Below are 14,477 nucleotides of genomic sequence, written 5' to 3'. Positions count from 1 at the left end.
GTTTTAGTGTGCTATAATGGTAAAAAAACAGGTTGAACGGAGTTTAATATGAGTAGGCAAGCAATTTGGATTAAAGGTGCCCTTTTACTGACTATCGCGGGTTTTATAAGTAAAGTGTTAGGCATGATTTATCGGGTACCGTTACAAAACATGGCTGGTGATGAAGGGTTGTACATTTATCAGCAAGTTTATCCGATATTATCAATTGCGATTCTCTTATCAGTGTACAGCATTCCGGGTGCATTATCTCACACACTTAAAGACAAAGATCAGCAAATTGACGCACGCCTTCCAAATACGTGGGCGGTTTTTTATTGGTTATTTGGCTTAGGATTTATAATATTTTTAGGCATTTGGTTGTCGTCAGATTTTTTATCAAGCGTTATGGGCGACGCATCACTCGCTCCCTCAATAAAAGCTGCAAGTTTAATGTTTTTAATAATTCCCTTTACAGCTCTATTTAGAGGGTTTTTCCAAAGCGTTCATTTAACAGAGTATGTCGCGATCTCTCAAGTGGTTGAGCAAATGGTTCGCGTATTTGGGATTATTATCGTGACAATCGTAGCGGTGAATCACTTGCCGATTTATTCCATTGGTGTTTTAACATCAATTGCAACAATAATAGGGGCAGTTATAGCAGGTCTATGGTTAACCTTAATGTTTCGCCGCAAGAAAACAGCCTACAAGCTTTCAAAGCATCAAAAGCTTAAAGGAACGTTTGTACAATCGTTGCTTATTGGTATAGCAGTGTATAGTATCACGTATGTCCTGCATTTGGTTTTACAAGTGGTAGACGTCTTTTCACTAGTTGATTTATTAAGAAAATATGGTTTGGCATTCGAAGAAGCTAAAATCGCTAAAGGAGTGTTTGATCGCAGCCATTCAATGGTGCAGCTTGGTTTAGTCATTGGGTCATCTTTAGCGCTTGCACTCATTCCGGCTCTAAATAAGGATTTAAACCAACAGTTACTAGCTTTAAAGTGGACTTTTTTACTATCATTATCTGCCTCATTAGGATTAGTAGCAGTAATGCCTAATCTAAATCCGCTTTTGTTTATAACAAGACAAGGGACATATTCAATCCAATTAATGATGGGGTTAGTCTTTTTATTATCAATGACCATTGTTATTTCCGTCTTTTTGCAAGAATATAACTATCGCATTCAACAATTAAAATGGGTCTTGATGATGATTATTATAAAGTGGTGTTTAAATATTTTGCTCATTCCTAAGTTTGGACTAGTCGGATCTAGTATGGCTTATTTAGTGGCTGTTAGTTTTCTATTGCTTGTGTTTATCGTAAAATGGAAGCAATTAACAAAGGTTAGTATTCCGTTTAAATTTTTCATCAAAATCTTATTATTAAGTGTAATTATGCTAGGGGCCGTATGGTCTATTAATCAGTGGCTAATAGTGGACCGTTTAGTGTTAATTCCAATTGTATTAGCCCAATGTGTATTAGGAATATTAATCATTTTAATCGGGCTATATGTCTTCAAGATTTTTTCTAAAAATGAATGGATGGCTTTGGTTGGTCATCGGTTTGAAAGGAGATCATGATGGGTAACATTACTGTAGTAGGGCTAGGCGCTAGTTCAATTGACCAATTACCATTGGGGATTTATAGAAAACTCACTCAGCATGAAGGAACAATCTACACAAGAACAAAAGAACATCCTGTCGTACAAGTTCTTGCAAATGAAGGGGTTCAATTTGAATCTATGGACAATGTTTATGAATCCTTTGATCAATTCGAACAAGTATATGAGGCCATTTCGAATCAACTAATTCAAAAAAGCCTAATTGAAGATGTTTTGTATACAGTGCCTGGACATCCAATGGTTGCCGAACGGACCGTCAAAATACTACGGAACAATGAAGAGGTAAAGGTTGATGTCATCGGTGGGCAAAGCTTTATAGATGCGTTATTTTCAGCTGTTAAAGTTGACCCAATAGAAGGGTTTCAACTGCTTGATGGTACAGACTTAAAGCGAGAGCTTATTCAATACAGGCAGCATATATTTATTGCTCAAGTTTATGATGAGATGGCGGCATCAGAAGTTAAGTTAACGTTAATGGAAGACTTACCATATGACTATCCGATCACGATTGTGGATTCTGCTGGTGATATAGAAAATGAGAAGGTTAACACTGTTCCGTTATATCAATTAGATCGTCAGTTTCAATTTTCAAACCTAACGACTCTTTACATAAAACCAGCTGATTCATCTTTACTACACCATCAGTTTGATACAATTAGGGAAGTGGTTGCGAGGTTAAGGGGGCCTGGTGGCTGCCCGTGGGATCAAAAGCAAACCCATGAATCACTTCGCCGTTTTTTAATTGAAGAAGCTTATGAAGTGATCGATGCAATTGAGGAAGAAGATGATGCTCATATAGCTGAAGAACTTGGAGATGTACTACTTCAGGTTATGCTTCATAGTCAAATTGCTGAAGAAAGCGGATATTTTACCGTGAATGATGTGATTAGGTCGATCACCGATAAAATGATTGAACGTCACCCTCATGTGTTTGGAGATGTAAGCGTTGACTCTGCAGAGGAAGTGAAGAAGAACTGGGAACAAATTAAACAAAAGAATCGTCCCAAAACGGAGTCTGTTTTAGATGAATTAAACGAATCATTACCGAGGTTATTATTTGCTAAAGAAATTCAGAAAAAAGTATCAAAAGTGGGGTTTGACTGGAATGAACCTACTTCTATGTTCTCTAAAGTAGAGGAAGAAATAAAGGAATTACAAGAAGCGCTGTCGAATGAGTCAACTAGTGATGCAGAGATGGAATTCGGAGACGTGCTGTTCTCACTTGTGAATGTTGGCCGATATTATCAATTAGATCCAGAGCTAGCACTCCATCGAACTAGCGTAAAGTTCATAAAACGGTTTAAAAAGCTTGAGGAAATGTTAAAGCATGATCAAATAAATATTGATGATGCATCATTGGAATTAATGGATCATTATTGGGAGAAGGCTAAACAAACAGAGAATGAATAATATAGGGAGTGTCATTATGAGAGTTGATAAATTCTTAAAACTATCAAGGTTGATTAAAAGAAGGACGGTTGCTAAGGAAGTGGCTAGCCAAGGTCGGATTGAAGTCAATGGACGACCAGCAAAGGCTTCTTCTGAATTAACAGTTGGTGACGAAATCAAAATTCGTTTCGGCCATACATTATTAACGATTCGGGTCGAACGATTAAGTGAGCAAGTCAAGAAAGACGAAGCGACGACACTATATACGGTCGTTAATGAAGAAAAGGTTGAGCAAGAGAGAATCGATTAAAAATAGTGTGATAAACCTGTCCTTTCTATCATAGGTATATGATAGGAGGGATCGGACATGCAATATGAACAAAGCCTATATAAGAATGAACGTGAAAGAGAGCAAAACCACGAACTTAAACTTACGAACCGTCGTCGCTTGGAATTAACAGGTGTAAAGGATGTAGACAGCTTTGATACTGAAGAGTTTCTGCTTCAAACGACACTAGGATACTTAGTCGTTCGAGGTGAGAACCTTCACATGAAAAACCTAAATGTGGAGGAAGGACTATTAACGATTCAAGGGAAAATAGAAGCCTTCAGTTACATCGATGATCACCAGGGCAATAAGAGTAAAGGTTTCTTTAATAAGTTATTTAAATGAACCTAGATACTCAGTTCTTAACCATGTTAACCATGGTAAGCGGAGGGGTTGTAATGTCAGCTATGTTTGATACGTACAAGCTGTTATTGCGACCTCAAGCTTACTGGAATCGTGTGATCGTCGATATGTTATTTTTCCTCACACAAGGCTGCCTCATTTTTTATTTATTATTTTTAGCGAATGGCGGCATTATCCGTTTTTATTTAGCTTTAGCAGTGCTACTAGGAATTTCATCGTATTACGCCTTATTCCAGACTATTTATATACCTATTTTAAAAAGTTTTATCCGTTTTACAATTCATGTATATCAGTTAATCAGTCGTCTCATTCAAACATTGGTTATTAGGCCTGTTATATGGATTATTCAATTAGTGGTAGCTATTTTTGTAGGCGTTCTTTCGATCGTTTGGAAGATAATAACGATTATTTATCGCGTGATAGCCTTCTTTATTCGACCTTTTATCCCTAAATTCGTCCAAAATTACTTGCTGAATTTACTTTCAATCTGTAGTAGAATAATAAATAAGCTAAAAAAGGACTTGCTATACCTTTTAAAATTTAGGAGGCGTAAAAATGACGAGGCGGACTCGTAGCCGGCGTAATGTTGCGAAAATCCAAACTGAATATGTTCAAGAACACGAAGAACAAAGGGACTTTAAGGCAAAACAGAAGAAGCTATTATTCCGCAGGTTACTAGCTTTTGGTGTGCTATTTTCCTTAATCATGGGAATCTTGGTGTTTACGCATATTAATCAGCGTGCAGTGATGGAAGAAAAGCAACAAAAATACGATGAAAAAGTCGCCACCTTAGAAGAATATAAAGCAGAAAATAATAAGCTTAATAAAGAAATACAGCTTTTAGGCGATATTGATTATTTACTAAAGATCGCCAGGAAAGACTATTTCTTTTCAGAAGATGGGGAAATTATTTTTAAATTACCAGATGAAGACCCTTCTTATTGACACTTATTTCTCTGCTTATATATAATATATAAGAATATATCTTTTAATTTTTTAAGGAGGAGCATTTCTTTTATGTCAGTTGAAGTAGGCAGCAAGTTGCGTGGTAAGGTTACCCGCATCACAAACTTTGGAGCATTTGTAGAACTACCAGATGGCTCTACAGGGTTAGTTCACATCAGTGAGGTGGCTAACAAATTCGTTAAAGACATTAATGAACATCTATCAGTCGGTGACGAAGTAGAAGTCAAAGTGTTAAACGTTGAAGATGACGGGAAAATTGGTCTTTCAATTAAGAAGGCTAATGAAAAGTATGAAAAGCAAGCTCAAAAGAAACGCAGTGAAAGCTTCGAATCCAAAATGAACAAATTTCTAAAGGATAGCGAAGATAAATTAGCGTCTCTTAAAAAGCATACGGAGTCCCGTCGTGGAGGTCGAGGTGCTAAGAGAGGATAACTTGCTGTCGAAAAAGATGTGTGAATAAAACATTTAATGTTGGATATAAATTCATTTTCTAAAAGGCGCTCAATATTGGGCGTCTTTTTTTAAATAGAAGAAATGCATAAAATTTTAAAGAGGGTAGATAAATCTCAAATTGAGGTAGATAAAACTGAATTAAGGGTAGATATATTAGATCTTTGGCTAGCAGTGGTAATAAAATCACGAGAAAAAAGGGTTCTAAGTCAAAAGTTTTGTTGAGCATACGCTCACTCCTAATTTAATTAAAACGAACCAACCTTTAAACTTTTATATTGATGATGCTATAACTAATCTAAAACGATCAAATCATTTAAATCCAAAGGTAGGCCTGACACTCCAGCGGGAGAGCGAGCCAGGCGAGACCCCACAGAACGTAACGTTAGTGGAGTTCGAGGAGGCTCGCGGATCGCCCGCGAAAAGGGAAGGCCTAACCTGGAAGGTTAACATTAAAGACTTAAAGGATTTATCAGAAAATAACCTCTACCCCAACAAATAATGTAGAGCCAAAAAAAGCCGTTCAAACTAATTTCAGTTTGAACGGCTTTTTGCTTTAGTGACCCGTACGGGACTCGAACCCGTGTTACCGCCGTGAAAGGGCGGTGTCTTAACCGCTTGACCAACGGGCCTTATTAAGAGTGGCGGCGGAGGGGATCGAACCCCCGACCTCACGGGTATGAACCGTACGCTCTCGCCAGCTGAGCTACACCGCCAAGTTGTGGTCAGTTAAGTAAATCTTTTAAACACAAAATTTATAATAATACAGGTTTTCATATGTGTCAACAATTTTTTGAATAAGTTTTTATGATGTTACAACTTTTTTCATAATAGTCCTCTTAACAAACCATATTTTGTTGAAATAGTGAGAATAAGCGAAGCTAAACGTCGAAAACTTTTTTGAAATAGTCACGCTATTTTGACAAAAAAATTAATAGATTATGTGGTTGAATTTAGTTAAAGGAGTGGTCGTGAGTATGGCAATATTATCTAAAGTAGGAGCAGTGACGACTGAGCAACCTAAATTTCCTAAGTTAAGTCAATTCTATCAATCTATTAAACAAATCGTTGTACGCAAGTTATTCGACCAAGGATGGTTATTATACATGATCGGGTTTTTCCTTGGACGAGCCATCATATTATCTTCTTTGTCGCCATTTGCTTTGGCGTTTTTAGCAACAACAATTATTACGAGAAAACAATCAGCCTTCACCGTGTTTATGTTTTTATCAATGGGTGCCATAACAGTTAGTATACAGCAAACGATGTACATTGTTGTTTCTGGTATTATTCTCATGTTTATTTATAAACTCTTCTTAAATAAAATGGCTAGGATTACAAGCCCAGTCATTGCAGCTACATTAGTCAGTTCTGTCATCGGGCGTGGTGTTTTTTATGTACTTGAAGGGTCCATTGTCATGTATGATGCAGCCATTTTAGCAACAGAAGCTGTACTGAGTGCCTTTTTAATTATGATTTTTTTACAATCATTCCCTTACTTGTCTAATAAAAGGCCAGCGTTGAAGGTGAAAGTTGAAGAAATTATTTGTTTAGTTATTTTAGCAACGGCAGTTATTACTGGATTCGTAGGTTTATCCGTCACAGGAGTAGGTTTAGAGCAAGTTGGTTCTAAATACTTTGTTTTATTAAGTGCTTTTATAGCTGGTGCGACCGTTGGATCAGCTATTGGAGTAATTGTAGGTTTAATGCTCAGTTTAGTGAGTACGTTTCATCTCTATCAGGTGAGTTTGCTAGCGTTAGCTGGCTTATTAGGTGGGCTGCTTAAGGTTACCAATAAATATGGGGTCATACTTGGTATGTTTGTTGCGACCGTGTTAATTGGAATGTACCAGGTAGATGTACTTTCGTTTCAGCAGCTGCTAATTGAGGCAAGTATTGCAGCTGGGGTCTTTGTATTGACTCCTAAGTCGTTAATAAAAAAGATGGCTGCTTTTGTTCCGGGTACAGAAGAAGAGAAAGAAGCACAAGAGCAATATGTAAAAAAAGTTAGAAATGCAACGGCTGAACGTGTTGAACGTTTTTCTGAAATGTTTCAAGCTTTATCTCATAGTTTTGCTTATTATGATTTGGAACAGAAGAATTTAGAAGCGACAACAGAAGTAGATGAATATTTAAGCAGAGTGTCTGAAAAAACGTGCCAGACTTGTCTTAAGAAACATCAATGCTGGGTCAATAATTTCGATAGAACCTATAATGTATTGCACGATACAATGCAGTCAATTGAAGATCACGACGTGTCGCAGTTAAATTTAAACGTTGGAAAGCTTAAAAACTTTTGTATTAAACAGGATCAAATGGTTGATCAGATGCGATATGAACTCTCGTTCTATCAGGCTAATAAACGATTAAAACAGCAGGTAAAAGAAAGCAGAAAGTTTGTATCCGAACAATTAAATGGCGTATCTGAAGTCATGAACAACTTCGCAAAGGAAATTTTAAAAGAGCGTCAAGAACACGACTGGCAAGAAGAAGAAGTTAAACGGCTTATTCAACAGCTTAATTTAAGCTTAGACCGTTTAGAATTATATTCGATCGATCAAGGCAATGTGGATATGGAAATGACTTTACACTTCAATGAATATCATGGAGAAGGTGAGAAGCTCATTGCTCCGATGCTTTCTGAGTTGTTTGGAGAATCGATCGTCGTTGAATCAGAGGACCCGGTTGATGCTAGAAGTGGTTATCGCACATTTAACTTCGCATCGATTAAAAGGTATCAGCTTGATACGGGTGTTGCACACGCTGCCAAAAACGGTAATTTCTTATCTGGAGATAGTTATGTCATGCTTGAACTTGGAAAAAGTAGATATGCAGTAGCGATTAGTGATGGTATGGGGAATGGTGAGCGAGCATACTTAGAAAGTTCTGAGACATTAAAACTACTTAAGCAAATCTTACAGTCTGGCATAAATGAACGTGTTGCCATTCAATCGATTAATTCTATTTTATCGCTAAGAACATCAGATGAAATCTATGCCACCTTAGACCTTGCCATCATAGATTTACAAGAACCAAGAGCCAATTTCTTAAAAATTGGTGCATCGATCAGTTATATTATCAGGTCAGGTTCTGTTTATCCGGTTGAAGGTAGCAATGTACCTATTGGGATTTTAGATGAGTTCGATGTTGAGCCAGTTAATGAATCTCTAAAAGATGGAGACATTCTTGTTATGGTGAGTGACGGTGTTCTTGAGACGACAAGGCTTGAAGAAAATAGAGAGGTTTGGCTTAAGCGTAAATTGAAAGAACTTGAGACAGAGAACCCTCAGGAAATTGCGGACATCATCTTAGAAGAGGTTGTTCGTAGTAACCATAATCAAATTTTAGATGATATGACGGTATTAGTAACGAGAATTGAGAAAAGTAAACCGAAGTGGGCATCTTTTGCGTACCCAAAATCAGTTTAATAATCCATATGATTGATAGTATATGTTGCCTAAAAATCGTCAACAATGGTTAAAAAGACGAAGGAGGCGCATATCATGCATACAGGAACTATCCGTCAAATTCTATTAATTACAGATGGCTGCTCGAATCAAGGGGAAGATCCTATTAAGGTGAGTTCAATGATTGCTCAAAAAGGAATTGCAGTTAATGTAATAGGTGTACTAGATGATGATCAAACCGAAGAACCAGTTGGACTATCAGAAGTCAATGATATTGCTAATTCAGGAAATGGAATTAGCCGAATTGTCTATGCTGATGTCCTTTCAGAAACTGTGCAAACAGTAACGAGGCAGGCAATGACACAGACGATTCAGGGCTTTGTCTCTAAAGAATTAAGTCAGATTTTTGGACAAGAGACAAATGAAGAAGATCTTCCACCTGAGACGAGAGGTGAAGTTCAAAAGGTCGTAGAAGATTTAGGCGAAACGGTTAATTTACAAGTGTTAATATTGGTTGATACGAGTGCATCTATGCAACATAAAATGGAAGCGGTAAAAGATGCGATTGATGACTTTATTTTAAGTTTACAGGCAAGAACGGGTGATCACTATTACTCTATTTACCAATTCCCTGCAAGAAATCAAGTCGTTAAAGAATTACTTCCGTGGACAAACGACGGAAAAAGAGTCAACAAAGTATTTCCTAAATTAGCAGCAGGTGGGATCACACCTACGGGGGCAGCTTTAAAGCAAACCGTGAAAGCTTTCCAAAACGTACCGTCTTCTGAGGAATGGAGGGACGATTCGGATGACATCATCGATTCATCCTACGGTTCGTCTTACTAGTCAGCAACGTCTAGAAGGTATTTGGAACAAGCGAACCTACACAATCGTTCGCCTTATTGGCGAGGGAGCAAGAGGTTCTATATATCTAGCCCGTATAGGAAACCGTTATGTGGCATTAAAAATAAGCCAGGATTCTAGTGTGATTTCAGCAGAAGTCAATGTGTTAAAGGAATTCAAAAAGGTCCAAGGCCCGCCGCTTGGGCCTCTTTTATTGGATGTGGATGATGCTTATATTTCTCATGATTTAAAGTTAGCATTTTATGTAATGGAATATATAGATGGTGTGCCTGTTTCAGACTGGGTTAAGAGAGAAGGATTATCTTGGTTATTTCCGATTAGTTTTCAATTATTAAAGAAATTACACAAAATCCATCAATTAGGATACATATACGGAGATCTTAAGCCAGATAATATTTTAATCGATCGAAAGACTAAACAAGCTAGATTAGTGGACGTGGGCGGGGTTACTGCTCTTGGCCGAGCAATCCGAGAATATACAACTTGGTTTGACCGCGGTTACTGGAGGTTAGGTGACAGGCGAGCTGACGTGACTTACGATTTATTTGCTTTTGCTGTTTGTTTGCTTAGCTTGGATCCTCATGTCACCATACACAACACAAAAGAACGTGACATCTATAAAGTCTTAAACCAGGCTAAATCGCTTAAACCACTCACTCCCATTTTAAAAAAGGCACTAAGTGGTCAATATAACAATGCACTAGAGTTAAAAAGTGAACTTGGAGTCATCAACAGAAAACAATTACAACCAACTAAATCTAACAGAAAAACGGCTACTAATCCTAAAATTGATTTTTGGCCAGAAGCGCTTGGGTTATCTTCCATTATTTTAGTGCACGCAGGTTTATTCTACTTTTTTATTTTATAGAATATAGGTACATTTATTGAACTATAAAAATAGATAGTGGTACGATGAAAGAATAGTAATTTTATGAAATGGTGTGCGAACAATATGGAATCAGCTGTATTCAACTTTAACCAAGAACATCGTCTGTTTGAAAAAGGTGATACATTGTTTCTGGCAGTCTCTGGCGGGCCAGATTCATTAGCTTTACTCCATTTTTTTGCCTCCATTCGAGAATCATGGAATCTAAATTTAATGACACTTACCGTCGACCACCAATTAAGAGGACAAGAATCTTTAGATGATGTCAAATTTGTTCAAAATGAATGTGCACGTTTAGGAATACCATGCAAAATAGGACGAGTCGATGTTTCTGGTTATAAAAAGGATCAACAAGTAGGTACACAAGTTGCTGCAAGAGAAAAAAGGTATCAGTTTTTTGCTGACTGTATGAACGGGTATAATCATAGTAAGCTTGTATTAGGTCATCACCAAGATGATCTAACAGAAACCATGTTCATGCAGTTTATTAAAGGCGTACGGCCAAAAGGGTTACCAATTAAGAGAGATTTTGACGAACATAAGATTATAAGGCCTTTTTTATGTATTACTAAAGACGATATTTTAAATTTTATCCATAAACATGACTTAAATCCAAGAATGGATCCGTCAAATGAGCAAGATACTTATACTAGGAATCGAATTCGTAATCAAGTGATTCCGTTGTTAGAAAAAGAAAATCCAAGCTTAACTCATAGCCTTGCAGGCTTGCAGGTACAATTGAATGAAGAAGAAGAATTAATGCAATCATTGGCTCATGAACAGTTCAGTAAAATGGTAGATATGAATATAAATTATGCTACTTTTTCAATTACTGAGTTTAATGAGATACCCGTACCTTTACAAAGGAGAATCTTTCATCTAATATTAAACTATCTTTATACACATGAGATGATGGATAAGGATTATTTTAATACTTTTAAAGAGTGGATACAGTCTGATCAAAAGAACAGCCAGTATCAAATTAATAAACAGATTACATTGATTAAAGCTTATGATGAATGCCGAATTTTAAAAGGTTCAAATGCTGTTGAGTCGTTTCATAACATTATAAATGTTGGTGAAACTTTACAGCTTCCAAATGGTTGGTCGGTGTCAGTAGCTGAGGTTGATGTTGTTCAAGATACAGGTAATGACACATTCTTATGTGATAAGCATCACATATCACTTCCACTCATGGTGCGAACAAGAAAACATGGTGACCGTATTAAACCTAAAGGAATGAAAGGTCGTAAGAAAGTAAAAGATATTTTTATTGATCAAAAAATTCCTAAGTATTTACGGGATGAATGGCCGATTGTTGAGTCTAATGGTGAAATCATTTGGATTCCGTTCGTATGTAAAAGTCATTTAGCAGAAGATAGCGGTCAAAGATTAATTCAAATAACTTTTCATAAATGATTAGGGGGATCTCCATGCACGATGAGATTAAAGAAATATTAATTTCTGAAGAAGACATTCAAAAGAAAACTAAAGAGTTAGCGGCTGTCATCACTGAACAATTTGACGGCAAATTCCCACTTGCTGTCGGTGTGTTAAAAGGTGCTATGCCTTTTATGAGCGACTTATTAAAACGAGTGGATACACATATCGAGATGGATTTTATGGATGTGTCAAGTTATGAAGGTGGAATGAGGTCTACTGGCGAAGTTAAGATTATTAAAGACTTAAATACAAAAGTAAAAGGTCGTGACTTGTTAATCATTGAAGATATTATCGATAGTGGATTAACACTCAGTTACTTAGTAGATCTATTTAAATATCGTAATGCAAATTCAATTACGATCGTGACGTTATTAGATAAACCATCAGGCAGACAATCAGATGTTAAAGCTGATTTAGTCGGGTTTGAAGTGCCAGATGCTTTTGTTGTAGGGTACGGGTTAGATTATCAAGAAAAATATCGTAACCTTCCTTATATCGGAGTATTAAAGCCTGAAATTTATTCATAAGTTGAACTATACACCTTGTACGATTTGTTCAGAAAATGTTCAAGTAGCTATCAGTTGAGGCACCTATTTTTATTATGGTAGTATAAGTTTAGTTTGTCGCTTAGGAGGAGGTACGTAATGAACCGAGTGTTCCGAAATACATTCTTTTTCTTTATTATATTCCTAGTGTTAATCGCTATTATCGGGATGTTAAATAACCCGAACCCTGACACGGAACAACTAAATTATAAAGAATTTAGAAGTGCATTAGAAAATGGTCAAATTACTGAGTTGACCATTCAATATACAAATCAAGCGTATGAAGCTCGCGGGGAGATGTCGAGTGATGGAGGTAGTGCTAACTTCCAAGCTGAATTTCCTGCAAACGAGCAAATCGTAAGTGAGATTGTGAGTACTGCAGAAGAGCAAGTTGATACCTTTTCAACTGTCAAAGCAGAAGAGCCTAGTGCATGGGCGCGTTTCTTTACAACGTTAATTCCGTTTATTATTCTGTTTATTTTATTCTTCTTCTTACTTGGCCAAATGCAAGGCGGCGGTGGCCGTATGATGAACTTTGGTAAGAGTAAGGCAAAGATGTACACAGAAGATAAGAAGAAAACGAAGTTCCCAGATGTTGCTGGTGCTGATGAAGAAAAGCAAGAGTTAGTTGAAGTAGTTGACTTCTTAAAAGATCCTCGTAAATTTACTGAACTTGGTGCAAGAATTCCTAAAGGGATTTTACTTGTTGGACCTCCTGGTACAGGTAAAACATTACTAGCAAAAGCTGTTGCTGGTGAAGCTGGCGTTCCTTTCTTCTCAATCAGTGGTTCTGATTTCGTAGAAATGTTCGTTGGTGTTGGTGCATCACGTGTACGTGATTTATTCGAGAATGCGAAGAAAAATGCACCTTGTATCGTCTTCATTGATGAAATTGATGCAGTAGGTCGTCAGCGTGGTGCTGGTGTTGGTGGCGGTCACGACGAACGTGAACAAACACTTAACCAGTTACTTGTTGAAATGGACGGTTTCGGTGTTAACGAAGGTATTATTATGATTGCGGCTACAAACCGCCCAGATATTTTAGACCCAGCATTACTACGTCCAGGACGTTTTGACCGTCAAATTACGGTTAACGCTCCAGATGTTAAAGGTCGTCAAGAAGTATTAGCTGTTCATGCTAAGAACAAACCGTTAGATGATTCAGTTGATCTTAAAACGATTGCGATGCGTACGCCAGGTTTCTCAGGTGCAGACCTTGAGAACTTGTTAAATGAAGCTGCATTAGTAGCAGCAAGGGATGACGTTAACAAAATAGCTATGGAGCATGTCGATGAAGCGATTGATCGCGTCATTGCAGGTCCAGCTAAGAAGAGTAAGGTTATTTCTGAAAAAGAGAAAAACATTGTCGCTTATCACGAAAGTGGTCACACAGTAATCGGTGTAGTACTTGATGAAGCAGACATGGTTCACAAGGTTACGATAGTTCCTCGCGGCCAAGCTGGAGGGTATGCGGTTATGCTTCCTAAAGAAGACCGTTACTTCCAGACTAAACCTGAATTACTTGATAAAATCACTGGTTTATTAGGTGGACGTGTGGCTGAAGAAATCATATTTGGCGAAGTAAGTACAGGAGCTCACAATGACTTCCAGCGTGCAACTGGTATAGCTCGAAAAATGGTTACTGAATTTGGTATGAGTGACAAGCTTGGACCACTTCAATTTGGTAACACTGGAGGTCAAGTATTCCTAGGTCGCGACATACAAAATGATCCAAATTACAGTGATCAAATTGCTTATGAAATCGACCAAGAGATTCAATCCATTATTAAATCTTGTTATGAGCGTGCAAAAGAAATTCTTACTGAAAATAAATCACAGTTAGAATTAATCGCTAAAACACTATTAGAAGTTGAAACACTAGATGCAGCCCAAATTAACAGCTTATTCTATAAAGGAGTCTTACCTGAGAAGACGACTGATGATGAAACATCTGCAACGACGGATGACTCTCAAGAAGATACAACTGAAAGCGAAGAGTCACAACCATCAGAATCAACGCAGGAAGATTCACAACAAGACGTTAAAGTGAATATTCAAAAGAAACAAGATGATGATTCGGAAATTGATGACTCAGATCATAAAGATTAATAATGATAACCCTCGCCTTTTTTAGAGTGACCCAATAATATGAGACAGGAAAAAACACCCCCTAAGTCGTATGTAATATTAATCGACAATTTAGGAGGTGTTTTTCTTTATGGGTAAAAATAGATT

General features: G+C 37.2%; 13 protein-coding genes and 2 tRNA genes. 13 read left to right on the top strand and 2 right to left on the bottom strand.

The genetic code is table 11. From position 1 onward, the window contains the following. Nucleotides 1-48: 48 nt before the first annotated feature. The 7 genes from ACFSW4_RS12340 (at nt 49) to ACFSW4_RS12310 (ending at nt 5,079) form a co-directional block, all read left to right on the top strand. On the top strand, nt 49-1,560 hold the full coding sequence (locus ACFSW4_RS12340; RefSeq protein WP_377329624.1) for an oligosaccharide flippase family protein: 1,512 nt from the start codon (nt 49-51) through the stop codon (nt 1,558-1,560). Continuing rightward, entirely contained in the window at nt 1,557-3,011 is a 1,455-nt protein-coding gene (locus ACFSW4_RS12335) for a bifunctional methyltransferase/pyrophosphohydrolase YabN (protein WP_377329622.1), read from the top strand. Before ACFSW4_RS12340 ends, ACFSW4_RS12335 begins: the two co-directional genes overlap by 4 nt. Before the next feature lie 16 nt (nt 3,012-3,027). After that, nucleotides 3,028-3,300 carry an RNA-binding S4 domain-containing protein gene (locus ACFSW4_RS12330; RefSeq protein WP_054754940.1) on the top strand — a complete coding sequence of 91 codons (273 nt, stop codon included), beginning with the start codon at nt 3,028-3,030 and terminating at the stop codon, nt 3,298-3,300. 57 nt (nt 3,301-3,357) lie between these two features. After that, a complete protein-coding gene (yabP, locus tag ACFSW4_RS12325) occupies nt 3,358-3,663 on the top strand; it encodes a sporulation protein YabP (RefSeq protein WP_054754924.1) in 306 nt (101 codons plus the stop codon). Then, a complete protein-coding gene (gene yabQ, locus ACFSW4_RS12320; protein ID WP_377329620.1) occupies nt 3,660-4,256 on the top strand; it encodes a spore cortex biosynthesis protein YabQ in 597 nt (198 codons plus the stop codon). The genes yabP and yabQ overlap by 4 nt, the downstream gene beginning before the upstream one ends. Next, on the top strand, nt 4,237-4,626 hold the full coding sequence (locus tag ACFSW4_RS12315; RefSeq protein WP_377329618.1) for an FtsB family cell division protein: 390 nt from the start codon (nt 4,237-4,239) through the stop codon (nt 4,624-4,626). Before yabQ ends, ACFSW4_RS12315 begins: the two co-directional genes overlap by 20 nt. 72 nt (nt 4,627-4,698) lie before the next feature. After that, nucleotides 4,699-5,079 carry a S1 domain-containing RNA-binding protein gene (locus ACFSW4_RS12310; RefSeq protein WP_054754921.1) on the top strand — a complete coding sequence of 127 codons (381 nt, stop codon included), beginning with the start codon at nt 4,699-4,701 and terminating at the stop codon, nt 5,077-5,079. A gap of 578 nt (nt 5,080-5,657) precedes the next feature. On the opposite strand, the gene ACFSW4_RS12305 is transcribed toward ACFSW4_RS12310, so the two are convergent. Next, nucleotides 5,658-5,729: transfer RNA gene (locus ACFSW4_RS12305), tRNA-Glu, on the bottom strand. Nucleotides 5,730-5,739: 10 nt separating this feature from the next. Then, a tRNA-Met gene (locus ACFSW4_RS12300) sits at nt 5,740-5,813 on the bottom strand. A 261-nt stretch (nt 5,814-6,074) separates the two neighbouring features. Between ACFSW4_RS12300 and spoIIE the strand changes: the two genes are divergently transcribed. The 6 genes from spoIIE to ftsH all read left to right on the top strand — a co-directional run bounded on the left by spoIIE (nt 6,075) and on the right by ftsH (nt 14,351). Then, on the top strand, nt 6,075-8,525 hold the full coding sequence (spoIIE, locus tag ACFSW4_RS12295; protein ID WP_377329616.1) for a stage II sporulation protein E: 2,451 nt from the start codon (nt 6,075-6,077) through the stop codon (nt 8,523-8,525). Between the two features lie 75 nt (nt 8,526-8,600). Further along, nucleotides 8,601-9,350 carry a vWA domain-containing protein gene (locus ACFSW4_RS12290; RefSeq protein WP_054754916.1) on the top strand — a complete coding sequence of 250 codons (750 nt, stop codon included), beginning with the start codon at nt 8,601-8,603 and terminating at the stop codon, nt 9,348-9,350. Continuing rightward, complete coding sequence (locus tag ACFSW4_RS12285; protein ID WP_377329614.1) at nt 9,313-10,236, top strand: serine/threonine protein kinase; 924 nt, start codon at nt 9,313-9,315, stop codon at nt 10,234-10,236. Before ACFSW4_RS12290 ends, ACFSW4_RS12285 begins: the two co-directional genes overlap by 38 nt. 84 nt (nt 10,237-10,320) lie before the next feature. Beyond that, on the top strand, nt 10,321-11,673 hold the full coding sequence (gene tilS, locus ACFSW4_RS12280; protein WP_377329612.1) for a tRNA lysidine(34) synthetase TilS: 1,353 nt from the start codon (nt 10,321-10,323) through the stop codon (nt 11,671-11,673). Nucleotides 11,674-11,687: 14 nt separating this feature from the next. Next, nucleotides 11,688-12,224: a hypoxanthine phosphoribosyltransferase gene (gene hpt / locus ACFSW4_RS12275; RefSeq protein ID WP_377329610.1), complete on the top strand. Its 537-nt coding sequence runs from the start codon at nt 11,688-11,690 to the stop codon at nt 12,222-12,224. 117 nt (nt 12,225-12,341) lie between these two features. Beyond that, complete coding sequence (gene ftsH, locus ACFSW4_RS12270; RefSeq protein WP_054754912.1) at nt 12,342-14,351, top strand: ATP-dependent zinc metalloprotease FtsH; 2,010 nt, start codon at nt 12,342-12,344, stop codon at nt 14,349-14,351. Nucleotides 14,352-14,477: the final 126 nt, after the last annotated feature.

Source organism: Piscibacillus salipiscarius (assembly GCF_042685285.1).
Lineage (GTDB): Bacteria > Bacillota > Bacilli > Bacillales > Alkalibacillaceae > Piscibacillus > Piscibacillus salipiscarius.
The sequence above is the reverse complement of the archived record's forward strand: the minus strand, read 5'-3'. Positions and strand labels throughout refer to the sequence as shown.